Genomic DNA, 22,367 nt, shown 5'->3' with positions numbered 1-22,367 from the left:
TCTGGCAACTGACCGTTCGTGCTGGAAGAATGCTAAGCCCGCGCCGTTTCATCCCCGGCCGCAGGCGAAGAACCAATCTGGCTTTGCTTATGCGCATCGCAAGCAATGGCCGTCGGGATTGCCTGCACGGCCGGCAGGACGCCGCCGCTGCGTCGCGCCGTTACGGCAGCCAACCGGTCAAGCGCTCGCCGACGGCGTTGGCGACCCAGGCGCCGGCCAGCCCGGCCAGGGCGATGCAGAGCATGCCTGCTGCGAGTCGGCGCACCAGCAGCGGCTGCCGTGTGCGCCAGACGAAGCTGAGGCTGAAGCCGATGCTGGCCAGCGAGGCGAGTACTGCACCGTGCCCGGCCACGATGGCGGGCAAGTCGCCCTTGGCGGCGAGGCTGGCGGCTGCGGCAACCGCACTGGCACTCGACATCAGACCTCCCAGCAAGGTGACGGCATAGAAGCCGGCGTCGCCGAACTGGCGCTGCATGAGGTCGCCCGCCACGTGCAGCACCAGAAACAGCAAGCCATAGCGCAGCGCCACCGGCAGGGAGAACGGCAGCTCCAGTTGCATGTCGAGTGGCTGGGCTTGCCCTGCAAAGCCGCCGCGCCAGTAGCTCAGCAGCACCATGGCGGCACTCACCAGCAGCATGAGCAGATACGAGGGCAGGGCACTCACGAGAGCCGCCGGCGCCAGGATCAGCAGCAGGCAGGCATTGCGGACCAGCATGGCCGTCATGGCCAGCAGGATGCCGCGGTACGCCGTGGGCACCAGTCCGGCATGGCCTTCACGCACACGGCCAGCCAGCTCGATCACCGTGAAATTGCTGTTGACCAGGCCGCCCAGGAAACCCGACAGCTCGGTGCCGCGCGCACCGTAGAGTTTCCACAGGATGTAGTTGACGAATCCGATGGCGGCAATGAGGATGACCGTCACCCATGCGGCGCGGGGCTCGATCAGGCCCCAGGGGCCGATGGCGCCGCGCGGCAGCGCCGGGTAGATCACGATCGCCAGAATGGCCAGCAGCAGCGCCGAGCGCAGTTCGTTCTCGGTCAGGCCCATCGAGAAACCGGACAGCCGCTCTTTCCAGGCCAGCAAGGCCGTGGCCATGACCATCACGGCCGCGGGCGCAATGGTGTGGCCTTGCCCGCACAACACGCCGGCCAGGCAGGTCACCAGCATGGCCGCCGACGTCGTCAGCTCCGCACCCTGGCCGGCACGCAGCGTCTGCACATTGAGCACCATCACCAGCATGCCCACGAGCAACAGGGCCAGCAGCGCAAAACTGTCGCCCATCGCACCGGCGAGCGCCCCCAGCAGCGCGACGAAGCCGAACGTGCGCAGCCCGGCTTCCTTGCCGCGGCGCTCACGCTCCAGGCCGATCAGCAGGCCCAGCGCCAGGCTCAGCGCCAGGCGGACGAGTATGTCCACATACGGCCATTCCGCATGCGGGAGTTCGGAGAAGACATTGAGCATGTGTTTTTGTGCGCTGGCTGGAGAGGTGCGTTCATCGGCCCTGGAGCCCATGCCTGCACGCATCCAGGCCAGCGGTCTGGTTCTTGTTTGCCGAATGAGTGAGCCCGAGACCGGCACGCGCCGGATCGGGGCTGTCTATCGTAGCCAGACCCACGAGGCCTGCAAATGGTTTGCCCTTCCTTGGTGCATTTTTGAGCGGTTGTCCGGCAGGCTTGCGGTGGCCAGATACAAAAAAGCCCGGCGCTGTCACGCGCCGGGCTGTTCGCGAGGCTGGGCTCGGGCTCAGCGCACCAGGTAGTCCCCGGTGTCGATGGTGGTCGGGTAGCCGTCGGCATCGAGCGCGTCGTCGTTGCCGAAATACAGGCGGTCGCCATCGACATCGGCCAGGTCCTTGCCGGCCTGCACCAGGTCGAGCTCTTCCAGTTGTGCCATGGTGAGCGGGACCGGAACGGTCTCGCCGTTGCGGGTGGCGGTGGCGTCCTTGAACGTCAGGTCGGCGCGGATCACGTTGCTGCGGCCGGCAACCGTGACCGGGCTGTGCGTCAGGTCGAAATTCAGGCTGATCGTGGTTTCGTCGAGCTTGCAGGCGCTGTCGGTGTAGGCGTACGACAGGATCGAGGCCGAAGTCTCGCTCAGCGTCACGGCGAATGCATCTCTCACGAAAACCGCACCGGCGTCGTCGGCCTGCCAGCACTCGGACGAGGCGGTGGTTTTCCAGGTGCCGAAGAATTCGTCGAAATAGTTGGCACTGCTGCCATTGCCGTTGCCAGCGCCGTTGCCGGCCTCCGAGCCGGTCCCTGCGCCGCCGTCTCCGCTTCCACCGCCCCCGCCGCAGGCCTGCAACAGTCCGACCAGGAGCAGGGCAGGCAGCACGCGCCAGACGCGGCGCAGGGGGGGAGTGAGGGTTGCAGTCATGTTCGTTTCTTTCTTCGGGCGAGCGTATGGAAGAGATAAATGCTCAGGAGCAGCCCTTGCCGGGCCGCCTTGTCGTGGCACATGGCCGGCAAGGCCGGAAATCTGTCCTTGCGCGGCTATTCCTTTGGAGGATCGACGAGTTTAGCTATGGTTTCTGATGAAGAGAATGCTTCGAAGGCTTTTGTTTCATTTTTGTAAAGCTTCCCGATCCCTGTCCTCGGCGGGGGCCGACCGCGGGCTCGGAAATTGCATACAAAAAGTCGGTAGACCGGATGCGATGCAGGCATGCATCCCATCTTTCCGCGACATCGTCTTTTTCATCCTCGAGGACCCGCTATGCAACGTCGGTATCTGATCTCTTCCCTTGTCTGCGCGATGACCACGCTGGGCCTCGCCTCGCCTGCCGTCGCACAAGGGACCTACCCCGACCACCCTGTCAAAGTGATCGTGGCCTTGCCGGCCGGCGGCAGCGTGGACATGATCGCGCGGGTGATGAGCGAACGGCTGTCGTCCGCGCTCAAGCAGCCGTTCGTCGTCGACAACCGGGCCGGTGCATCGGGCCAGATCGGCGTGCCGGCAGTTGCGCGCGCGCCGGCCGACGGCTACACGCTGATGGTTTCGCCGGCCTCGTTCCTGACGACCAACAAAAGCATCTTCAAGACCTTGCCTTACGACCCGGAAGCCGACTTCGTACCCATCACCAAGCTGGTCAACCAGCCGATGGTGATGGTGGTGAGGGACCGGCTGAAATTCCCCACGCTGCAGGCCGTCATCGCCGCGGCCAAGGCCAAGCCGGGCGAGATCACCTTCGCTTCTTCGGGCGACGGCAGCCCTCAGCATCTGGCCGCACTGATGTTCGAAACCCGCACGCAGGTGAACATGCTGCATGTGCCCTACAAAGGCGGTGCACCGGCCATCAACGATCTGCTGGCAGGCCACGTGAACATGATGTTCTCGCCGATGCCCGAGGCGTTGCCGTACCTCAAGAGCGGTCAGCTTCATGCGCTCGGCATCATGAGCGACAAACGCGCGAGCATATTGCCCGGCACACCGACCATGCGGGAAAACGGAATCGAAGACCTGACACTCTCGGCCTGGATCGGCCTGCTGGCCCCGGCCAAGACCCCCCAGCCCATCGTCGATCAGCTCAACCAGGCGGTGCACGCGATCCTGGCATCGGACGTGCGGACCAAACTCGTCGAGAGCGGCATGGAGATGGCCCCCACGACGCCCGACGAGCTCAAGAAAACCATCTCGCAGGAAATCAAGATCCACGCGGAACTGGTGAAGAAGGCCGGCCTCGCTCCGCAGTGATGGGACAGGGGTCTTCCATGCCGCAAGACGAAGCAGCCTGCGCGCACCCGCAGCAGGCTGCTTGAACGTCAGCGTGCGGCCTTGGCGGCTTCGTAATCGGCCTTGGCCTTGCGTTCGCAATTGTCCTTGGCGTCGCCGCTGAGGTCGTCGCATTTCTCGTCGGCGACTTCGTAGGCGGCCTTGGCCTGGGCTTCGCGGAGTTTCCTGGCGTTTTCCGGACCCGGCTTGTAGCTGTGCTCCAGTTCAGCCAGGGCGACATCCCGCTTGCCTTCGGCTTCCTTTTCACAGACGTCCTTGGCGTTGTCCTTCAACGAATCGCAGCGGTCGTCTGCTGCCTTGTAGTCCGCCTTGATCCTGGATTCGGCCGCACTGTGCTGGTCGCGGGTCATGGGCGCGGGAACCTGCGTGCCCTGAGCCATGGCGGTGCTGGCGATCAGGCCGGCAAACGCTGCGGCGACGAGGTTGCGCAGGAGGGAAGAGTTCGGGCGGATGGACATGATTGTTCCTTTGTGAATGCTGAAACCGTGGACCCGTTCTGCCGACATCGGCTGGGCTGGATCGCACACCTCGTGACGAGGTAGATGCACTTTAGAGAGCAAGCGGCAGGCGCCCGGTAGTCACGTGTGACCCCTGGCCGTCGTCAAGGGCCCACAGGCTTTGTAGCCGCCGCGTCCGACATGGCCTGTAGGCACCTGCATGTCCCACACCGGGTGCCGCTGCACTCCGACGTCCGGCGCCGCAGCAACTGTCTACGGTGAAGTCATGCGCCCGCAAGGGCCGGCTACTCCCTCGGGCAACGCCCGGGGTGTTCACATCCCGCACCACACGTCCACGCCATGTCCGCTCTGTATCTGCCGCCGTCTCCCATTACCCGCGAAGCTGCGGTCAGGAGTGCCGGTGCGCTGACCGAACCCGACACCGATCTGGCGCCTCGCATCGAAGCCCTGCTGGCCTCGCTGGCCCAGCCTCTCGATCCCGCGGCGGCTTTGCGTGCACTGGTCGACGCCCGGCTCGACCGGCTGCCCTTGCCCGGCAGCGGCCGCACCCTCGATCGCTGGCGGGCCTTGGCCCGTGTCGCCAGGCATGACCTTGTGCTCGCCAAGCTCTACGAGGGCCATACCGACGCACTCGCGATCCTGGCCGAGCTCGGTGCCTCTGCGTTCGAGGACGATGTCCCGGCGCTGTGGGGGGTCTGGTGCGCCGAGCCCCCGAATGCCCGGGTCGTGGCCCACGCGACCGGTGCGCATGCCGACGCGGTGCGTGGGGGTGAGGTGCGTGGGGGTGAGGTGAACTTGCAAGGCACCAAGGCCTGGTGTTCGGGCGCCGGTGTCGTCACGCATGCGCTGATCAGCGCCTGGAACACGGATCGGCAGCCCGTCCTGGTCGCCGCCGATCTTCGGCAGCCTTCGGTGTCGATCGACGAAGACGGATGGGGCGCCGTCGGCATGGGGCGCTCCGGCAGTTACAGCGTGATCCTGGACGGTGCCGTCGCGCGCCGGGTCGGCGCGCCGGGCGCCTATGTCGCCAGGCCCGGCTTCCTGCAGGGCGGTGCCGGGGTGGCCGCATGCTGGTATGGCGGCCTCGAAGGCATCGCCCAGGCCCTTCGCCGCTCGCTGGATCAAAAGGCCGGCCGTTCGGCATCGGAGGCGGCTGCGCCGCCGGAACTTGCTCATGCCTTGGCTCACCTCGGCGCTGTGGATGTGGCCTTGACCCAGGCCCGCGCAAGCCTGAGAGAGGCTGCGCATCACATCGACAGCCATCCCGACCGGCCCGCCGGGCCGTCTGCAGCCCGCGCCCGACTGGCTGTCGAAGCCGCCGCCCGCGACGTGCTGGACCGCGTGCCGCGGGCCTTGGGCGCGGGTCCGCTCTGCCACGATCGAGCCCTGGCCCAAGCCTTGGCCGATCTGCCCGTTTTCATCCGCCAGAGCCATGCGGAGCGCGATCTGGCCGCCCATGCCTGGCAGTTGCTGAAGGGTCCCGCAAAAGAGGACCCGTCATGCGGCACCGAGGACCGCTCATGGAACCTGTGAACACCTTCACCGAACACGACAGGCTGATCCAGGGCAGCGGGACAACTGCGGCCGATTGGCGGCATTGGCTCGATGCACATCTCCCGCCGGCCGTCGACATCGACGCGCTGTCGGCCGCTCACGGCACGCTGTGGGTCGTCGCACCCCACCCTGACGACGAAGTGCTGCTGGCGGGCGGGCTGCTGGCCTTGCTGGCGCAGCGGGGACGGCTGGCGCATGTGGTGGCGGTGACCGATGGCGAGGCCAGCCATCCCAGGTCCACGCGCTGGCCAGTCGACGCACTGGCGGCAGCCCGTCGCGAAGAAACCGCGCGTGCGCTGGCGCAACTGGCGCCCGGCACGCCCCTGCAGCGCCTGGGTGTACCAGACGGCGGCGTGGCGAAGCATGAAAGGGATCTGGCGATCCGCCTGGCGAGCCTGTTCGGGCCCCGGGATGTCGTGCTCACCACCTGGCGGCTGGACGGTCACCCCGATCACGAAGCCACGGGACGCGCTTGTGCGTCGGCTTGCCGATTGCGTGGCGCTCGGCTTTACGAGGTGCCCGTATGGGCCTGGCATTGGGCTCCGGCAGGCGATCCACGCTTGCCCTGGACCCGGGCCGTCAGCGTTCCGCTCGGTGCGCAGGCCCTTGAAAGCAAGCGCCTGGCGCTGTTGCAGTACACGAGCCAGACGGAGCCCGATCCTTCCACCGGCGCATCGCCCGTGCTGCCCGGGACGGCCATCGCCCGGCTGCTGCATCCCTACGAAATTCTGTTTTCACCATGACGACGCCATCCTCGCCGACGGCTGCCAGCCGCGCGCACTTCGAGCAGCTCTACCGTCAGGATGCCGATCCCTGGCAGGTCGGTTCACGCTGGTATGAGCGCCGCAAACGCGCCCTCGTGCTGGCGGCTCTGCCGCGCGAGCGTTATGGCCACGTCCTCGATGCGGGCTGCGGCACGGGCGACACCGCGTTTGCGCTCGCCGAACGCTGCGACGAACTGCTGGCCGTCGACTACTCACGGCAAGCCGTATCCCGCCTGCAAGCCCGACTGGCCGGCCATCCGGTGGGTCACCTCTCGGTGGCCTGCATGGATCTGACGGGGCACTGGCCGAGCCGCCGATTCGACCTCATCGTCGTTTCCGAGCTGGCTTATTACTTCAGCCCGGCGCAGGCGCAGTCGTTCATCGCACGCTGCCAGGCCGGCCTGGCCCCCGGAGGCGAACTCGCGATGTGCCACTACCTGCCGGATTTCGACGACAGGCAGGTCGATACCGAAACGCTGCACGGCTATGTGCATGCCTGCCATGGTCTGCAGCCCAGCGTCGCCTACCGGGATCGGGATTTTCTGCTCGACATCTGGCGCGCGGGGTAGATCGAAGCCCATGAACGCATAGGCCTTGCCGAGGGCTCAGGGTGCCTCCGATGGTCTACTTCTCCGAGTGCTCCCGGTCGTTCTGCCTCAGGCCGCGGATGTTCATGAAGAGCAGGGCGAACTGCAGGACGATGAGCGCGTAAGCCTGCGTCGACCAGCCCCATGCGACCCACAGGGCATTGCTGGCCAGATAAAGCCAGAATCCGCTCCAGCGCAGTTGAGGTCTGTTCGAGGCCACACACCACGCTGCTCCGATCGTGGCCAACATGGCGGGCCACTGAAGCCAGGCGATCCAGTTCTGCATGGTGATGAAATTTCTCGAATGTGCCGAATGTGACCCCCCATCGTGCAGCACCGCAAGGCTGGCGCGTGTCGGTCGTGATCGGCTTCTGCTGCGGTCCCAGGTCGGGCTGCTCCGCAGGCGGGCATGGCAAAGCCGCCTCGGCGCAGCACCCGGCTTGCCGCGTGGGTGGGCATAGGCCTCGACGTGCGTGACGACACGGACAAGCGTGACCGTCTCACAGTCGCGAGCCGGCTTGAGGTTCACCATGACAGCAGGCGGCGCGTACAAGCCCGCTGCATCAACTGCATGAACGTCCGATCTCTCCCCATCCTCAGGAGCCCCCATGTCAGGTGACAACAAAGAACCCAATGCCATCCTCAACGCCCTGTCCAACACGATCGCAGCGATCCGGGCGGACGACGACATGCTCGAGTTGGCCAAAGCCCATGAGGGTCTGCATCCGAAAGCCATCGAAAAACTCACGCCTGAAGAGGCGCGGCGTCAACCGACCATCGCCGATGCCGTGCATGCGCTGCTGCAATCCAAGGGGTTGAGCACCGATCCCGCCGTGCTGGTCCCCGGCGTCAGGTCCCGTGACACGGTCGTCGACGGCGCCGCGGGCGTGCTGCCTGCGCGTGTGTTCACGCCCGAAGGGGTTGGCCCCTTCCCCGTCATTCTGTTTTTCCACGGCGGAGGCTGGGTGATCGCCGACAAGGCGGTGTACGACGCCGGCGCGCGCGGTTTGAGCCATGCGGCGCAGGCGGTCGTGGTCTCGGTGGACTATCGCCAGGCGCCCGAGCACAAGTTCCCCGCTGCCTGGGACGATGCGCTTGCCGCCTACCGCTGGGTGCTGTCGCACGCGGGCGAAATCGATGGCGATGCCACCCGGCTGGCACTGGCCGGTGAAAGCGCGGGCGGCAATCTGGCCGTGGCGACGGCGGTCGCGGTGCGCGATGCGGGCCTGCCGCCGCCGCTGCATGTGCTCGCCGTCTATCCGGTCGCCCAGACCAGCCTCAACACCGAGTCCTATCTCGAGAATGCCATTGCCAAGCCGCTCAATCGCGCCATGGTCGAGTGGTTCGTGGGGCACCTGCTCAACGATCCCGACGAGAAAAAAGACCCGCGTCTGTCCCTCGTCGATGCCGATCTGCGCGGTCTTCCTCCGGTCACCCTCGTCAATGCCAGCATCGATCCGCTGAGAAACGACGGCGACAAGCTTGCCACGGCCTTGGAGGCCCAGGGTGTGGCGGTCGAACGCCGGGTCTACGACGGCGTGGCGCACGAGTTCTTCGGCGCTGCAGCGGTGGTCGAGAAGGCCAGGCAAGCCCAGGCTTACGCCGGCCAGCGTCTGTCTCGATCGCTGCGACAGTCCCCGCGCACGACCCCATCTCCCATCTGACGTGCCGGCGCCCATGTCGTTGCCGCGCTCGGTGCCTGTCTCGGGCATGAGGCGGCGAGCCGCAGCCGGTGTGTCTTTCCGGTTCACGAGGTCTCCATGATCGGTATCTGCATTCCTGCCCACAACGAGCAAGACGAGATCGACGCCTGTCTTTTCTCGATCCAGGCCTGTGCGCATCATCCGGCCTTGCTCGACGAAGCCGTTCAGGTCGTGGTCGTACTGGACGCGTGCGACGACGACACCGCCGGGCGAGCGGCGGCGATGGGTATTTCCACCTTGACGGTGTGTGCCCGCAACGTCGGCACGGCACGGGCCACCGGTGCCGAGTGGCTGTTGAGCCGGGGATGCCGGTGGCTCGCCTTCACCGACGCCGACACGCGTGTCTCGCCCGATTGGCTGGTCGCGCAATTGCAGCTCCACGCCGATGTCGTGTGCGGCACGGTGGGTGTGGCCGACGAGGCCTGGGCACTGCACGGCCAGTTTGCCGAAAGCGTGCGCGAATCCTTCAAGGTGACGTACAGGGACGAAGACCATCACCGCCATGTTCATGGCGCCAATCTGGGCATCTCGGCCGATTGGTATCGGCGCAGCGGCGGTTTCGGCGCGTACCCGTGCGGCGAAGATCAGCGCCTGGTCGACCAGTTGCTGGCCGTGGGCGCGCATGTCGCCTGGAGCGCCAGCCCGCGCGTGCTGACCAGCGCCAGGCCGACATCCCGTGTCGAAGGCGGCTTTGCAACCGCGCTGCGGATGGCCTGGGCTCCCTCGATCGGCATCGACATCGTGCCGACGTGAGCGCATGGAGAGAAGGCCGTGTGTTCCCGGTGCGCATGTCCATGCACCGGGTGCCGTGATCCTACGTCCGTGCGGCCTGATGCCCCATCCGTGTGCAGAGGGGATCGCGTTAATCTGAATGCGAGCCCGCGTTTTCTCGCGAAAGATGCTCCGCCGCCGCCTTCGCTCATGCGCTGCTCCGGCCCGTTCTTTTCTTGCCGGCCCTCCCCAGCCCATGAGGGTGCTGTTTTCCCTGCCTTTCGAGAGACCTTCCCATGACGATTTCAGACAAGCCGACGCCGCCCTTTGCAGAACACGAACAGGCATTTCCCGGCAAGACCTTCGACATGAACATCAAGCCCGACCATGGCGAAGCCAGCTACAAGGGCAGTGGTCAGCTTGCGGGTAAAAAAGCACTGATCACCGGTGGCGACAGCGGCATCGGTGCGGCCGTGGCCATTGCCTATGCCCGCGAAGGCGCCGACGTCGCGATCTCTTACCTGCCCGACGAACAGAAGGATGCAGAAGCCATCGCGCACTGGATCGATGCCGCCGGCCGCACGGCACTGCTCATTCCGGGCGACATCAGCGATCCCGCCCATGCGAGCCACATGATCGAGCGCACCGTCGACAAGCTCGGCGGCCTGGACATTCTGGTCAACAACGCGGCCTATCAGAAATACTTCGACCGCTTCGAGGACATCACGCTCGAAGAGTGGCAGAAAACCTTCGACACCAACGTGCATGCGGTCTTCAACCTCATACGCCTGGCGGTGCCGCACCTGAAACCCGGGTCGAGCATCATCAATACGGCCTCTCGGAACGCCAAGAATCCCAAGCCCAATCTGTTGCCGTATGCGACGACCAAGGGTGCATTGGCCAACCTCACGGTGGGCCTGGCGCAGTTCTTGGCCGACAAGGGCATCCGCGTGAACGCCGTGTTGCCCGGACCGATCTGGACGCCGTTCATCGCGGCAGGGACCAACCTCGAGATGCTGCAGAACTTCGGTTCCGAGACGCCTTTCAAACGACCCGGGCAGCCGGCCGAACTGGCTTCTGCCTATGTGCTGCTGGCCTCGGATTCGTCCAGCTACACATCCGGCGCGCTTCTCACGATCGCGGGCGGCGATCCGGTGTTCTGAGCGACGGCACAAAGAAGTTCCAGCCTTCGCGACGGGCTGGCGTTCGGCGGTCCGGATCCATACGCCAACACTCACAGGATCTCTTCGATGTCCCCCAAGCAAAACAACCCCGATTTTCCCGATCCCGATCGCGAGCCTCTGCACGACGTGCCCGCCCAGCCGGATTCCGCCGATGCGCCCGCCAGCGACGGTCATGCGCGGGACGAACCTGCCGATCCCGCGCAAGAACGTCCTCTTCGTTCGCCCGGCCAAGCGCTGGACGACGAGCGAAACGACAGACCGTGATGACGCGAGCCGAACCGGCAATCCGGCGGGGCAGCCGGGGGCACCGCGCGGGGGCCGTCCGATGCTCCCTGGCACCCGTCATGGGCAGCCGGTTCGTGCAAGGCCATGGAGTGGCCTGAAGCCTGTATTCCAATCCCCGCCGAAAAGGAAGTTGCCGATGGCCCAGCAAACCTCAACCGCCGATGCCTTGCGTTCGGCCCGGAGCCTGCATGGCCAATTGCCGCTGAAGCTCTACGGTGCACTGGGCGACGGACGCTCCGTCGCGCTCAGCGGTTCGGATGGATCGCTGGACTGGTGGTGCGTGCCGCACATGGATTCACCGCCGTTGTTCGACCGCCTGCTCGACGCCTCGGGCGGGGGATTTTTCCACATCGAACCGGTCGGCCATTACCGCGTCGAGCGCGCGTACGTCACCGACAGCAACGTGCTCGAAACACGCTTTGTCGGCGATTCGGGGACCGCGTTGCTGGTCGAGTCGCTCAACAGCGGCCCCGCCGGGCGGCTGCCCTGGGCGGAGCTGGCCAGGCGCGTCGAAGGCATCAGCGGAACGGTGGAGTTCAAGGTCATCCTGCGCCTGGGGCACCGTGGCGGCAGTGCCAATCCCTATCTCGCGTCCGTCGGACGCCACCGCATGTTCCAGCTCGGACCGGTCTCCGGGCTGTTCCTCTGCACGGACGGCGTCCGCATCGTGCATCAGGACGACGAGGGCCTGCAGGGGCATTTCCGGGTGAAGTCCGGACAGCGGCAGACACTGGCCATCGTGGCCGGTGAAAACGAGCCCCTGGTCGTGCCCGACATCCAACTGATCGATGCCCGCATCGATGGCTCCGACCGCGAATGGAAACAGTGGGCCGGGTGTCTGGGTTTCGAGGGTCCCTTCGAAGGCGTCGTCAAGCGCAGCGCGCTGGCGTTGAAGCTGTTGCTGTCGTCGCCCAGCGGAGCCATTGCCGCCGCCGCCACGACGTCGCTGCCCGAGCATCCCAACGGCAGCAAGAACTACGATTACCGCTATGCCTGGGTGCGGGATGCGGGCTACACCATCAAGGCCTTTCTCCGCATCGGTGCCATGCCCGAAGCCCAGGCGGCATTCAAGTGGCTGCTCAAGCAATTGAGAGACCACGGCGCCCGGGTCTGCTACACCCTGCACGGTGGCCTTGTGCCGCCGGTTCGCGAACTGGAGCTCGCCGGCTATCGCGGCGCGACGCCCGTGGTCACGGGAAACCTGGCCGGGCATCAGCACCAGCACGGCATCTATGGCGACATCTTCGAGACCGCCGCCGCGTTTGTCTCGCGTGGCAATCTGCTCGACGCTCAAAGTGCAACGACACTCTCGCAGCTCGCCGACGAATGCGCCGACCGGTGGCGCCAGCGCGACGCCGGCATCTGGGAACTGCCGGACGACGAGCACTACACCATGTCGAAGATCAGTTGCTGGCAGGCCCTGGCTCGCGCGGTCGAGTTGGCAGACAGCGGGCAGATGCCCACCACCTGCCGCGACCGGTGGTCGCGCGAGCGCGATCGCATCAAGGACTGGATCGATGCGAATTGCTGGTCCGAGGCCAAGCAGGCGTATGTGATGTATCCCGGCAGCGACAGGCTCGATGCGTCGATTGCGTTAGCCGTGCGGTTTCGCTTCGACGGACACGAGCGCCTGGCCCGCACTCTCGACGCCATCGACCGCGAGCTCGGATGCGCACCCTTGCATTACCGCTATTCGGATGTGGCGGTCGAGGAGCATTGTTTTCTGGCGTGCACCTTCTGGATGGCCGAGGCCCGTGCGCTGTTGGGCCAGAAGGCGCGAGCAAGACGCCAGTTCGACGAGGCCCTGGCGGTGCTCGACGGCGGCATGGGCGTCTACGCCGAAATGTGCGATCCTTCCACCGGCGAATGCTGGGGCAACTTTCCGCAAGGCCTGACGCATCTGGCGTTGATCCAGGCGGCCGCGACGATATCCGGCCGTCCGCTCTGAGCGCGGTGCCGGCGTGTGTGGGTGCGTCCGGACGTGCTCAGTCCAGCCGTATCGAAGGCCGCACGCGTTTGTTGATCAGGTCCACCAGCCAGATCAGTCCACCGCGCCAGAAACCGTACAGCCGGGACTGATGGGCGCGGTACAGCAGCACATGGCTGAGCTGGGCCACCCGGCCCTTGATGAAGCCGCCCTTGAAGAAGCCGAACTTGCCCAGCGACCCGTAGGCGTCGAAATGGCCGAGAGAGACCAGCGCGCCCATGTCGCGGTAACGGTAGTGCGGAACGTCCTGCCCTTGCAGCAGGGATTCGAGATGGTTGATGAGGTACTGGGCCTGCTGGTGCGCGACCTGCGCGGTGGGCGGGAGCGGTCGTTCCTCGCCGTCGGGCGTGTAGCTGGCGCAATCGCCCAGGGCAAAGATGGCGGGGTCTCCCGAGGCGCGCAGGTGGCCGTCGACCACCAACTGGTTGTTGCGGCCGGCTTCCAGTCCATCGAGCTGGGCCAGAAAATCAGGCGCCTTGACCCCTGCCGCCCACACGCGCAGCGAGGCCGGGATCAGCTCGTCGTCCTGGGTCACGAAGCCCACCTCGGTCACGGCCTTGATGCGGGTTCCCGTGCGGACCTCGACGCCGAGCGCCTGCAATCGCTGGGTGGCCAGCAGCGAGATGCGCTCCGGAAACGCGGTCAGAATGCGCGAGCCGCTTTCGATCAGGGTGATCTTGAACTTGTTGGCCAGGCCGTGGGCACCGTAGGCGACCGTTGCTTCCGCCAACTGAACCAGTTCCGCCGCGAGTTCGACACCCGTTGCGCCGCCGCCCAGAATCGCGATGCGCAGTTCCTCGTTCCTGACCAGGCTTTGCAGCATGCGGATGCGCAACTCCTGGTTGAATCCGTCCGCGGCCAGGCGTGAATCGATCATGTAGCAATAGTCGCGGGCGCCAGGCGTGCCGAAGTCGTTGGCGGTGCTGCCCAGCGACAGGATCAGCGTGTCGTAGGGCAGGCTGCGCGCCGGCACCAGCTCGCGGCCGTCTCTCGCCAGCAGGGGCGCAAGCAGAATCGTCTTGCCTGCACGATCGAGGCCGCACATCTCGGCCGGCTGGTAGTGAAAGCCGGCATCGCGGGCCTGCGCGATATAGGTCATCTGCTGCTGCGCCAGATCGCGTGTGCCCGCGGCCATGGTGTGCAGCATGGGTTTCCAGACGTGAGCCGAATCGCGATCGATCAAGGTGACCTCGTAGGCCCCGTGTTTGTCCACCTGCTTGTTCCAGAAACTGCCGCGGTAGCGACGTCCCAGGGCGGTTGCGATTTCCAAGCCGGCGACGCCGCCGCCCACGATCACGATCTGCTTTTTGTCCATGTCGATACCTGTACTGATCAAGACTGCCGGATACACCAACGGCATCCCGATGGCAGTCTAGGCCGCGCAGCGTGTCGGCGGCGTGTCCGTACAGGCCTTGTGGATGTCAGCGGGGGTCGATGATCGCCTTTGGGAGAGGGGCAGGCCTCTGGGCCGGGCCGGGCCGGCGTCCGCGGTCGTCAGGCGGCTTTCGGGCGATCGGTCTCGTCGATCGCATCCTCGGGCTGCCAGTTGCGGGGCCAGCCTTGTTCCTGCTCGCACCACTTCAGCAGTTCGTCGGCCGTGTCGCCGAAGTGCCGCTCGAGAATCGCGCTGGCGCGGTCCATGTCCTTCGACAGAACGGCATCCAGCAGCACCTGGTGTTCGTTCTCCAGCGAGCGTTCCTTGGGGATGAAGCCGATCGAGGCCAGCCGGTATCTCTCGCCTTGCACGTAGATCTGTTCGCGCAGCTTGAGCAGCCACGGGCTGTCGCAGGCCGAAATCAGCACACGGTGGAAGTGGGCGTGCGCAGTCGCCCACGGCCGTGTGGGTGCCGCATGGCGCTGGGCCGGATCGACGGGCGCGCGCATGAGCGCATGGAAGGCGCCCACCACGCGCGATTCCCATTCGATGTCGCCCAGTGCCATCGAACGGCGCAGGCACAGCACCTCGATTTCGATGCGCACCCGGGTGATGTCGCGCAGTTCGGCCGCAGACATGGTGGCGACACGGAAACCGCGCTGCGGCTCGGCCGTCACCAGTCCTTCCGCGCCCAGACGCGCCAGCGCCTCGCGGACGGCGCCGGGGCTGACGCCCAGATCCAGCGCAAGTCCATTGATCTTGAGCTTCTCGCCGGGGCGAGCCTGTCCGGTGACCAACAGGTTGCGCAACTGGTCGTAGGCCGATTCGGTGAGGCTGATCGGGGCGATTTTGAGGCTGCTCATGGTGATCCGGAAAACAAGCGGGGGGGTCGCTCGCCTGTGCGCTGCAGAAGCCCTGCATTGTGCCCACTTCGGCAAAGCGCGGTTCCAACAAAAAACAGATGAGCTAATAGAAAAATATATTTTTTCAAAAAAATATTTCATTCATACCATGCAGCCCTCACGACCTGTTCCACATCCTAACCAAGAAGCCGCTGCACGTGTCCACCCGCTCCCCCGCGACCCTCCACCCGACCTTGCCGGCCCGCAGGAGGGTGCGTCCCCTCTGGCTGGCTTGCGCGGCGTTCGTGGCGCTGTTTGCCGCAGCCATGCTGGCACCGCTGGCCACGGCCCTGGTGGGCAGTTTCGAGCCACCCGTCAGCGGTTACACGCTGCAGGGCTGGCTGGCGCTGTGGAACGAACCCCGGCTCGCCAAGGCCCTGGCGAACTCCATCGGGCTGACGGTGGTCACGCAGTGCATTGCGATGACCTTGGGCATCGGGCTGGCATGGCTCATCGGCCGCACCGACCTGCCGGGCCGCCGATGGCTGGAATTCGCGTTCTGGATCTCGTTTTTCCTGCCCTCCCTGGCCGTGGTGCAAGGCTGGACGCTGCTGCTGGATCCCCACTACGGCCTGCTCAACACCTGGTTGATGCGTTCCTTTGGACTGTCCGGCGCTCCGCTGGACATCTATTCTTGGGGCGGCATCGTGTTCGCCCACCTGGCGACCACCACGGTCTCGGCCAAGGTGATGATGCTGACACCCGCCTTCCAGGCCATGGATGCGCGGCTCGAGGAAGCCGCCGTCATGGCCGGAGACAGCCGCTGGCAGGCCTTGCGCCGGATCACCCTGCCGGTGCTGCGGCCGGCCATCATGGTGGCGGCCCTGCTGGGCGTCGTGTATGCGCTGCAGTCCTTTGAAACCGAGCTGGTGCTGGGCTCACCGCGCAACATCGACGTCTACAGCACCGTCATCTACGACCTGACGCGTTCCGATCCCATCGATTTCGCAGGCGCCTTTGCGCTGGGCAACATGGTGGTCGTGGTGACCCTGGCCTTTGCCTGGGTGTCGCGCCGGGTGTCGAGCGGCGAGGGCCACGTCACGATCTCGGGCCATGCCCGAACGCAGCCGGTTGCGCTTGGCCGCTGGCGCTGGCCGCTGGGTGTCCTGGTGGGGGCCTTTGCCTTGCTGCTCACGGCGATTCCGCTGCTGTTCCTGGTGGCCAGCAGCCTGATGACCCGGTTCGGATTTTTTGGCCTGCCGCAGGTCTGGAGCACCTCGCATTGGCGCAGCGTGCTGCAGGACAGCGGTTTCATCGACGCGTTGACCAATACCCTGGTTCTGGCGGGCGGCAGTGCGCTGCTGGCCGTGGCGCTGAGCATCCTGGTGGCCTATCTCATCGTGCGCCTGCGCCATCGGGCCATCGCCGTGCTGGAGCTGGCCTCGTGGATTCCGTCGAGCATCCCGGGCGTGCTGTTCTCGCTGGCGTGGCTCTGGCTCATCCTGCGCAGCGGCGTCGACGGCCTGTACGGCTCGACGGCCAGCCTGATCCTGGTCGTCGCCCTGGCCTGGATGACCATGGCCGTGCAACTGGTGCGCAGCCAATTGCTGCAGATCAGCCCTCAGCTCGAAGAAGCCGCGCAGGTCGCCGGGGCCTCGCATTTCAAGATGCTGCGCACGGTGGTGGTGCCGCTGTGTGCCCGCACGCTGGTGGTGGTCGGCGTGATGGTCTTCGTCTCGGCCATCCGCGACGTCGGCCATGTCGCCTTGCTGACGACGGGCAACAACCAGCCGCTGTCCATTCTGCAACTCGGCCTGCTGACCGAAGGCCGCAACGAGGCGGCCGCCGTGATCGGCGTGATCCTGGCCGCCACCGCCATCGTTGCCGCGCTGATCGCACGCCGCCTGGGCTACAGCCTGGCGCGCCATTGACCCAAGGACCGACATGCTCACGCTTCGCCATCTGCACAAACACTTCGATGCCCCCAATCGCCATCAGGCGGGCCACACGGTGCTGGACGACCTGTCGCTGGACATCCATGCCGGCGAGATCTTCACGCTGCTCGGCCCCAGCGGTTGCGGCAAGACCACGCTGTTGCGCCTGATAGCCGGACTCGACCGGCCGGACCGGGGCTACATGGCCTTTCGCGGCGAGCCCTGGGTCGACACGGAGCGCGGCATCCTGGTGCCGCCGCAGCACCGCGGCATCGGCCTGGTGTTCCAGAGCTATGCGGTCTGGCCCCACCTGAGTGTCTTCGACAACGTGGCCTACCCGCTGCGCAACCAGAAGCTGGCGGCCGCCGACATCCGGCGCCGTGTGCACAAGACGCTGCGCAGCGTCGGCCTCGACGGCCTGGCCGAGCGGGCGACCCACCAGCTCAGCGGCGGGCAGCAGCAGCGCGTCGCGATGGCGCGGGCCCTGGTGGGCGAACCCGGCCTGCTGCTGCTGGACGAGCCTTTCAGCAATCTCGACGTCGGACTGCGGCACAAGCTGCGTCTCGAGCTCAAGGATCTGCAACGCGAGCTCGGCCTGACCGTGGTGCTGGTCACGCACGATCAGGAGGATGCATTCGCGCTGTCCGACCGCATCGCCCTGCTCGAAGCCGGGCGCGTCGCGCAGATCGGCACGGCCGAACAACTGCACGACCAGCCCCGGTCGGCCTATGTGTACGACTTCATCGGCAAGAGCTCCGCGCTGCATGCGGTGGCCCAGGCCGCCGTGCCGGGCGGATTGCCGCGCGCTGCGGTGGCCGACGCCAGCGTGGCCCTGTCGCCCGACGGCGAGCACTTTGCGCCGGGCAGCGAACTGGTGTTGCGCGTGCGGCCTCAGGACGTGCGCCTGAGCGCGCAGGGCGAGGGCCTCTGGGGTGAAGTCAGCCACACCATCTTTGCCGGCAGCCGCTATGAAACCCATGTGCGCCTGGCCGACGGGCAGCAGCTCATGGCCTACCAGCCCCGGGATGCCTACTGGAAGGCCGGCCAGCGCATTCACATCGACATCCTGGCCGCGCCGTATGCAAGCGCGGCCGCCACCCCCTCCGCGCAACGGCCTTGACTCCCATGACCTCATCCTCCATCGCACACGACCTGGCCACGGCCAACCACATCCTGGCTCGCGAGGCCGTTGTCGACAGCTACGGGCACGTCAGCCTTCGCGACCCTCAGCGTCCGGATCACTTCTGGCTGTCCGCCTCGGTCAGCCCCGAGCAAGTCCGTGCCGAGGATGTGCTGCTCTTCGGTCCCGATTCGCAGCCTGTGGAGCCCACCGGGCGTGCGCTCTATTCGGAGCGGGTCATCCACTCCGCCATCTTCCGGGCACGGCCCGATATCCATGCCGTGGTGCATGGCCACGCCGAAGAGACCGTGCCGTTCTCCGTGACCGACGTGCCGCTTCGACCGGTGCTGCATGTCGCGGGCATCATCGGCCGCAACATCCCCGTGTGGGACATGCGGCAGCGGTTCGGCGACACCGACCTGCTGGTGACGGAGTCCGAGCAGGCCGACGACCTGGCCCGCACGCTGGGCGACGGCCGGGTGGTCCTGATGCGAGGCCACGGCTTCACCGTCGCGGCCGAGTCGCTCGAGCTCGCCGTCCGCACGGCCGTCTATCTCAAGATCAACGCCCGCATCCTGCTGCAGGCCCTGCAGCTCGGCGGCCGCGTCACCCCGCTCACCGACGGCGAGATCGACGCCGTCAATGCCCGCATGGGCAGCCCGCGCGCGACACGCCGCGTGTGGGACAACTGGCAGCGCCGAAGCGCATCCGGTGCCGAGGGCGGAGGCGTGCAATGAGCCAGGAGCTCACCATTGCGCTGGCCAACTTCGACCGGCACATGCCCTTCTTCATGAACTGGCTGCCGCCGGCGTCCGGTTTTCATCTGCGTGCGCTGGATGTCGGCATCAATCCGCCGGGACGCGACGGCGGCGATCGTCACGGGCGCATGCTGGTCGACGGCGAGTTCGATGTGGCCGAGGTCTCGCTGGCTTCCTACATCATGGCCCGTTCACGCGGCGCGCCTTTCACGGCCGTACCGGTGTTTCCGCGACGCCTGTTCAGCCAGAACCACATCTACGTGGGTGGCCGCAGCGGCATCCATTCTCCGGCCGATCTGGCCGGCCGCCGCGTGGCCATCCGTGCCTTCCAGGTCACCCTGTCGGTGCTGGCCAAGGGCGATCTCAAGAGCCACTACGGCGTGCCGTGGGAAGACATTCGCTGGGTGGTGCAGGAAGCCGAGCAACTCGCCTGGTCCAACCCCCGCCTGAACATCGAGCGCATGCCGCCCGGCACGCGCGGTGCGGATCTTCTGGCGCGCGGCGAAGTCGATGCCTACATCGATCCGAGGCCGCCCGCCGCCGTGCTCGATGGCCATGCCGGCGTGCGCAACCTGTTCGCCGATCAGCGCGAGGCCTGCCTCGACTACCACCGGACCCGCGGCTGCTTTCCGATCATGCATCTGCTGGCCGTGCGCGAAGACACCGTGCGGCGTTTTCCTCATCTGCCCGCCTACCTCATGGAGGCCTGGGAGGACGCGCAGGTCAAGACCCGGCGCGTCTATGAAGACTACGCCTACACCGCCATGCCGTTCGGCCGCCTGGCCTGGCAGGACGACCAGCGCCGCTTCGGCGCCGATCTCTGGTCGTCGGGTCTGGCCGCCAATGCCGACAACCTGCGCTGGTTCATGGATTACCTCGTCGACCAGACGCTGCTCGACAAGGCCCTGCCCATCCCCGAGCTGTTCCACCCGTCCGTGCAGGCGACCTGACCTCTGCACGACGACCACCCCATTCAATCCCCAGCCTCAATCACAGCCCTGTTGCGGGCCGATTCATCCAGGAGTTTTTCTCATGACGTTCTCTCCCTCCCGACAATGGACCCGGCGCCATGCGCTGGCCCTGGCCGCTGCCGTCGCGCTCTCGGGCACCGGCCTGGCCGCCCATGCACAGACCGCCAATGACTGGGCCCGCATCGTGGCCGCTGCCGAGCAGGAGGGCGAAGTGATCGTCGCCGGTCCCGTGATCCAGCCCTACCGCGAAGCCATCGAAGGCTTCCGCAAGGCCTATCCCAAGATCAAGCTCGAGTTCAACGCCGTGACCTCGCCTGCATTCGATGCACGCATCAGCAGCGAGCGGCGCGCCAACAAGCACCTGACCGACGTCGTGGTGCTGGGCTTCAGCGGTGCGGCCTTCACGCAGCAGATACCGGCCGGTTGGTTCGATCCCATCCGCCCCTTCATCGTGCAGCCCGACGTCCGTTCCGACAGCCAATGGCTGGGCGGTTTCGATGCCGGTTTCCTGGATGCCAAAAAACAGTACCTGTATGCCTTCCAGGCCGGCAAGCAGAACAACCTCAACATCGACCGCAGCGTGGTGCCCGCAGCCGAGTTCAACAAGCTCGAAGATCTGCTGGATCCGAAGTGGCGCGGCAAGATCGCCATCCTCGATCCGCGCCAGCGTGGCAGCGGCCACCTGGTCACGCTGCTGCAGACGGCGCTGGGGGCCGAGCAGGCTCGCCGTTTCCTGGTCGAACAGAAGCCCGTGATCGCCTCCAGCAACCGGCAACTGGCCGACTGGGTGGCGCAAGGCGCCTATCCCATCACCTCGGGCCTGAGCCCCTCCGAAGTGGCCACGCTCAAGGAGCAGGGTCTCGCCAAGGACGTGCAGGCTCTCGACACGCCGCCCGAGCGCACGGCCTGGACCCCCGGCTGGGGTGCCATCGGCCTGCTGAGCCAGCCGCCGCATCCGAACGCCGCCAAGGTCTTCATCAACTGGTTCCTCTCCCAGCCCGCGCAGGCCGAATGGGCACGCCTGGGATTCGTCAACTCCCGCCGCAAGGACGTGCAGCCCGGCCTGCCCATCAGCGCGCTGAGCGAAGAAGCCTTCAGCAAGGGCCTGTCGTTCAACACCGAAGGCCATGCCCAGACCGCACTCGACGCCACCGAACTCGCCAAGAAAGCCCTGCAATGAGCGCCCTTCATCCCCTCGCTTCCAACTCGCCGACCCTCTCTTCCACGCTGGACGTGCCGGACCGGCGCTCCGTCACCCTCGATGCCGCCCAAAGCTGGATCCGCAGCCAGCGCGAAGCCTTCCGTGCGCGCGGCGCACAGGCCGACCGCGACGGCGTGGTGCCCGTGGAGAGCCTGCAGGCCCTGCATGCCCAGGGCTTCTGGCACCTGACCCATTCCGCCGCCCTCGGCGGGCCCGACGGCAACCTGCTGGGCCAGCGGCCGGATCTGTTCCTCAACGTGCTGCGTGAAATCTGCAGGGCCGACGGTCCCACCGGCCACAGCTTCCAGCTGCACAACCATGCGCTGTGGCAGCTGGAGACCATCGGCACGCCCGAACAGATCGAGAACATCGTCAAGCCCGCACTGCGCCGCTTCAGCGTGTTCGCGGCCGTCGGCAGCGAGCCGGGACGCGTCAACATGTACGAGATGAAGACACGTGCGCAACGGGTGGACGGCGGCTGGCTGGTCAACGGCGTGAAGAACTTCGTGACCAACGGCACCGTCGCCGACCTGATCATCACCTCGGTGGCGCTCGATGGCGTCGAAGGCTACTTCGACAATCTGCAGATGCTGCTCATCGACCGCAACATGCCGGGCGTGAGTTGGGACGACGACTGGTACCGGCCGCACGGCATGCGCGCCGCGAGAAGCCCCATCATGCGTCTCGAGAACGTGTTCGTGCCCGACAGCCATGTGCTGGGCGAGCCCGGCACCTTTGCCCGTCAGCGCTGGCAGGGACGTTTCCACCTGGGCTTTGCCGCCAACTACCTCGGCAGCATCGAGGGCCTGTACGACTGGTTCCTCGACTACCAGCGCCAGCGCAACAAGGCCGGCGATCCGTACACCCAACTGCGTGTGGGCGAAGCCAAGCTGCGCCTGGATGCCGCGGCGGCTCTGTTCGACAAGGCCATCGACGGCTGGCGCCATGGCGACGTGGTGCCGGCCGAGCTGGGTTCGATGAGTGCCAAATCCACGGCAGCGCGGGCCGCGTACGAGGTCCTCCAGACCATCTTCTACTCGGCGGGTGCCACGGCACAGTTCGAAGAACACCCGCTGGGGCGGACGGCGCGCAACATCGAGACCTTCGTGGTCCATGCCGGACACGACCGGACCGCGCAGATCATCGGCCAGGCCCAATTGGGCGCGACCTTCGATTCGACGCTGCAGCGCTGAAGGCCTTTTT

21 protein-coding genes are annotated in these 22,367 nt (G+C 66.3%); 15 read left to right on the top strand and 6 right to left on the bottom strand.

Annotation, left to right across the window (positions count from 1 at the left end; all coding sequences use genetic code 11):
• Positions 1-160: 160 nt before the first annotated feature.
• Both EC845_RS15065 and EC845_RS15060 read right to left on the bottom strand, forming a co-directional pair.
• Positions 161-1,462: a DUF4010 domain-containing protein gene (locus EC845_RS15065; RefSeq protein WP_123298954.1), complete on the bottom strand. Its 1,302-nt coding sequence runs from the start codon at positions 1,460-1,462 to the stop codon at positions 161-163.
• Positions 1,463-1,744: 282 nt separating this feature from the next.
• Positions 1,745-2,377: a hypothetical protein gene (locus EC845_RS15060; RefSeq protein WP_123298953.1), complete on the bottom strand. Its 633-nt coding sequence runs from the start codon at positions 2,375-2,377 to the stop codon at positions 1,745-1,747.
• A gap of 336 nt (positions 2,378-2,713) precedes the next feature.
• Here EC845_RS15060 and EC845_RS15055 point away from each other — a divergent pair, with 336 nt between their 5' ends.
• Positions 2,714-3,691, top strand: coding sequence for a tripartite tricarboxylate transporter substrate binding protein (locus tag EC845_RS15055; protein ID WP_123298952.1), 978 nt, complete (start codon positions 2,714-2,716; stop codon positions 3,689-3,691).
• A gap of 68 nt (positions 3,692-3,759) precedes the next feature.
• On the opposite strand, the gene EC845_RS15050 is transcribed toward EC845_RS15055, so the two are convergent.
• The gene (locus tag EC845_RS15050; RefSeq protein ID WP_233598098.1) at positions 3,760-4,188 is read right to left on the bottom strand and encodes a hypothetical protein; all 429 of its coding nucleotides are present in this window, start codon (positions 4,186-4,188) and stop codon (positions 3,760-3,762) included.
• 339 nt (positions 4,189-4,527) lie between these two features.
• Between EC845_RS15050 and EC845_RS15045 the strand changes: the two genes are divergently transcribed.
• The 3 genes from EC845_RS15045 to EC845_RS15035 are packed head-to-tail and all read left to right on the top strand — an operon-like array spanning position 4,528 to position 7,075.
• Positions 4,528-5,721: an acyl-CoA dehydrogenase family protein gene (locus tag EC845_RS15045; protein ID WP_199739816.1), complete on the top strand. Its 1,194-nt coding sequence runs from the start codon at positions 4,528-4,530 to the stop codon at positions 5,719-5,721.
• Positions 5,709-6,485: a PIG-L deacetylase family protein gene (locus EC845_RS15040; RefSeq protein WP_123298951.1), complete on the top strand. Its 777-nt coding sequence runs from the start codon at positions 5,709-5,711 to the stop codon at positions 6,483-6,485. Before EC845_RS15045 ends, EC845_RS15040 begins: the two co-directional genes overlap by 13 nt.
• Positions 6,482-7,075, top strand: a complete 594-nt coding sequence (locus tag EC845_RS15035) for a bifunctional 2-polyprenyl-6-hydroxyphenol methylase/3-demethylubiquinol 3-O-methyltransferase UbiG (protein WP_123298950.1) — start codon at positions 6,482-6,484, stop codon at positions 7,073-7,075. Before EC845_RS15040 ends, EC845_RS15035 begins: the two co-directional genes overlap by 4 nt.
• A gap of 55 nt (positions 7,076-7,130) precedes the next feature.
• On the opposite strand, the gene EC845_RS15030 is transcribed toward EC845_RS15035, so the two are convergent.
• On the bottom strand, positions 7,131-7,379 hold the full coding sequence (locus EC845_RS15030) for a hypothetical protein (RefSeq protein WP_123298949.1): 249 nt from the start codon (positions 7,377-7,379) through the stop codon (positions 7,131-7,133).
• A gap of 322 nt (positions 7,380-7,701) precedes the next feature.
• Between EC845_RS15030 and EC845_RS15025 the strand changes: the two genes are divergently transcribed.
• From EC845_RS15025 to EC845_RS15005, 5 genes are all read left to right on the top strand, one after another.
• A complete protein-coding gene (locus tag EC845_RS15025) occupies positions 7,702-8,757 on the top strand; it encodes an alpha/beta hydrolase (RefSeq protein ID WP_123298948.1) in 1,056 nt (351 codons plus the stop codon).
• A 96-nt stretch (positions 8,758-8,853) separates the two neighbouring features.
• Positions 8,854-9,549, top strand: a complete 696-nt coding sequence (locus EC845_RS15020; RefSeq protein WP_123298947.1) for a glycosyltransferase family 2 protein — start codon at positions 8,854-8,856, stop codon at positions 9,547-9,549.
• A gap of 254 nt (positions 9,550-9,803) precedes the next feature.
• Entirely contained in the window at positions 9,804-10,670 is an 867-nt protein-coding gene (locus EC845_RS15015; protein WP_123298946.1) for an SDR family oxidoreductase, read from the top strand.
• Positions 10,671-10,757: 87 nt separating this feature from the next.
• Complete coding sequence (locus tag EC845_RS15010; RefSeq protein WP_123298945.1) at positions 10,758-10,955, top strand: hypothetical protein; 198 nt, start codon at positions 10,758-10,760, stop codon at positions 10,953-10,955.
• A 157-nt stretch (positions 10,956-11,112) separates the two neighbouring features.
• Positions 11,113-12,924, top strand: a complete 1,812-nt coding sequence (locus tag EC845_RS15005; RefSeq protein ID WP_123298944.1) for a glycoside hydrolase family 15 protein — start codon at positions 11,113-11,115, stop codon at positions 12,922-12,924.
• 37 nt (positions 12,925-12,961) lie between these two features.
• Here the strand turns inward: EC845_RS15005 and EC845_RS15000 are convergent, their stop codons facing one another.
• Together EC845_RS15000 and EC845_RS14995 are read right to left on the bottom strand one after the other, a co-directional pair.
• Positions 12,962-14,278, bottom strand: coding sequence for an NAD(P)/FAD-dependent oxidoreductase (locus EC845_RS15000; RefSeq protein ID WP_123298943.1), 1,317 nt, complete (start codon positions 14,276-14,278; stop codon positions 12,962-12,964).
• 179 nt (positions 14,279-14,457) lie between these two features.
• The gene (locus EC845_RS14995) at positions 14,458-15,201 is read right to left on the bottom strand and encodes a GntR family transcriptional regulator (RefSeq protein WP_158615703.1); all 744 of its coding nucleotides are present in this window, start codon (positions 15,199-15,201) and stop codon (positions 14,458-14,460) included.
• A 197-nt stretch (positions 15,202-15,398) separates the two neighbouring features.
• On the opposite strand from EC845_RS14995, the gene EC845_RS14990 reads away from it, so the two are divergent.
• The 6 genes from EC845_RS14990 to EC845_RS14965 all read left to right on the top strand — a co-directional run bounded on the left by EC845_RS14990 (position 15,399) and on the right by EC845_RS14965 (position 22,357).
• Complete coding sequence (locus tag EC845_RS14990) at positions 15,399-17,111, top strand: iron ABC transporter permease (protein ID WP_199739815.1); 1,713 nt, start codon at positions 15,399-15,401, stop codon at positions 17,109-17,111.
• A 13-nt stretch (positions 17,112-17,124) separates the two neighbouring features.
• A complete protein-coding gene (locus EC845_RS14985; RefSeq protein WP_123298940.1) occupies positions 17,125-18,234 on the top strand; it encodes an ABC transporter ATP-binding protein in 1,110 nt (369 codons plus the stop codon).
• A 5-nt stretch (positions 18,235-18,239) separates the two neighbouring features.
• Entirely contained in the window at positions 18,240-18,971 is a 732-nt protein-coding gene (locus EC845_RS14980) for a class II aldolase/adducin family protein (RefSeq protein ID WP_123298939.1), read from the top strand.
• Positions 18,968-19,942 carry an ABC transporter substrate-binding protein gene (locus EC845_RS14975; RefSeq protein WP_123298938.1) on the top strand — a complete coding sequence of 325 codons (975 nt, stop codon included), beginning with the start codon at positions 18,968-18,970 and terminating at the stop codon, positions 19,940-19,942. The genes EC845_RS14980 and EC845_RS14975 overlap by 4 nt, the downstream gene beginning before the upstream one ends.
• An 82-nt stretch (positions 19,943-20,024) precedes the next feature.
• Entirely contained in the window at positions 20,025-21,143 is a 1,119-nt protein-coding gene (locus EC845_RS14970; RefSeq protein WP_123298937.1) for an ABC transporter substrate-binding protein, read from the top strand.
• Positions 21,140-22,357 (top strand): acyl-CoA dehydrogenase family protein, encoded by a 1,218-nt coding sequence (locus tag EC845_RS14965; protein ID WP_123298936.1) that lies wholly within the window; start codon positions 21,140-21,142, stop codon positions 22,355-22,357. The genes EC845_RS14970 and EC845_RS14965 overlap by 4 nt, the downstream gene beginning before the upstream one ends.
• The last annotated feature ends 10 nt before the right edge of the window (positions 22,358-22,367 follow it).

The sequence above is a fragment of the Comamonas sp. BIGb0124 genome, assembly GCF_003752175.1.
GTDB lineage: Bacteria > Pseudomonadota > Gammaproteobacteria > Burkholderiales > Burkholderiaceae_C > Comamonas_F.
Note: the sequence above shows the minus strand (reverse complement) of the source record. Positions and strands in the feature narration are given on the sequence as shown.

Bases quoted from the DNA above. Each gene is read 5' to 3' on its own strand.
- EC845_RS15065 (WP_123298954.1), bottom strand. From the start codon at position 1,462: ATGCTCAATGTCTTCTCCGAACTCCCGCATGCGGAATGGCCGTATGTG.
- EC845_RS15060 (WP_123298953.1), bottom strand. From the start codon at position 2,377: ATGACTGCAACCCTCACTCCCCCCCTGCGCCGCGTCTGGCGCGTGCTG.
- EC845_RS15055 (WP_123298952.1), top strand. From the start codon at position 2,714: ATGCAACGTCGGTATCTGATCTCTTCCCTTGTCTGCGCGATGACCACG.
- EC845_RS15050 (WP_233598098.1), bottom strand. From the start codon at position 4,188: ATGTCCATCCGCCCGAACTCTTCCCTCCTGCGCAACCTCGTCGCCGCA.
- EC845_RS15045 (WP_199739816.1), top strand. From the start codon at position 4,528: ATGTCCGCTCTGTATCTGCCGCCGTCTCCCATTACCCGCGAAGCTGCG.
- EC845_RS15040 (WP_123298951.1), top strand. From the start codon at position 5,709: ATGGAACCTGTGAACACCTTCACCGAACACGACAGGCTGATCCAGGGC.
- EC845_RS15035 (WP_123298950.1), top strand. From the start codon at position 6,482: ATGACGACGCCATCCTCGCCGACGGCTGCCAGCCGCGCGCACTTCGAG.
- EC845_RS15030 (WP_123298949.1), bottom strand. From the start codon at position 7,379: ATGCAGAACTGGATCGCCTGGCTTCAGTGGCCCGCCATGTTGGCCACG.
- EC845_RS15025 (WP_123298948.1), top strand. From the start codon at position 7,702: ATGTCAGGTGACAACAAAGAACCCAATGCCATCCTCAACGCCCTGTCC.
- EC845_RS15020 (WP_123298947.1), top strand. From the start codon at position 8,854: ATGATCGGTATCTGCATTCCTGCCCACAACGAGCAAGACGAGATCGAC.
- EC845_RS15015 (WP_123298946.1), top strand. From the start codon at position 9,804: ATGACGATTTCAGACAAGCCGACGCCGCCCTTTGCAGAACACGAACAG.
- EC845_RS15010 (WP_123298945.1), top strand. From the start codon at position 10,758: ATGTCCCCCAAGCAAAACAACCCCGATTTTCCCGATCCCGATCGCGAG.
- EC845_RS15005 (WP_123298944.1), top strand. From the start codon at position 11,113: ATGGCCCAGCAAACCTCAACCGCCGATGCCTTGCGTTCGGCCCGGAGC.
- EC845_RS15000 (WP_123298943.1), bottom strand. From the start codon at position 14,278: ATGGACAAAAAGCAGATCGTGATCGTGGGCGGCGGCGTCGCCGGCTTG.
- EC845_RS14995 (WP_158615703.1), bottom strand. From the start codon at position 15,201: ATGAGCAGCCTCAAAATCGCCCCGATCAGCCTCACCGAATCGGCCTAC.
- EC845_RS14985 (WP_123298940.1), top strand. From the start codon at position 17,125: ATGCTCACGCTTCGCCATCTGCACAAACACTTCGATGCCCCCAATCGC.
- EC845_RS14980 (WP_123298939.1), top strand. From the start codon at position 18,240: ATGACCTCATCCTCCATCGCACACGACCTGGCCACGGCCAACCACATC.
- EC845_RS14975 (WP_123298938.1), top strand. From the start codon at position 18,968: ATGAGCCAGGAGCTCACCATTGCGCTGGCCAACTTCGACCGGCACATG.
- EC845_RS14970 (WP_123298937.1), top strand. From the start codon at position 20,025: ATGACGTTCTCTCCCTCCCGACAATGGACCCGGCGCCATGCGCTGGCC.
- EC845_RS14965 (WP_123298936.1), top strand. From the start codon at position 21,140: ATGAGCGCCCTTCATCCCCTCGCTTCCAACTCGCCGACCCTCTCTTCC.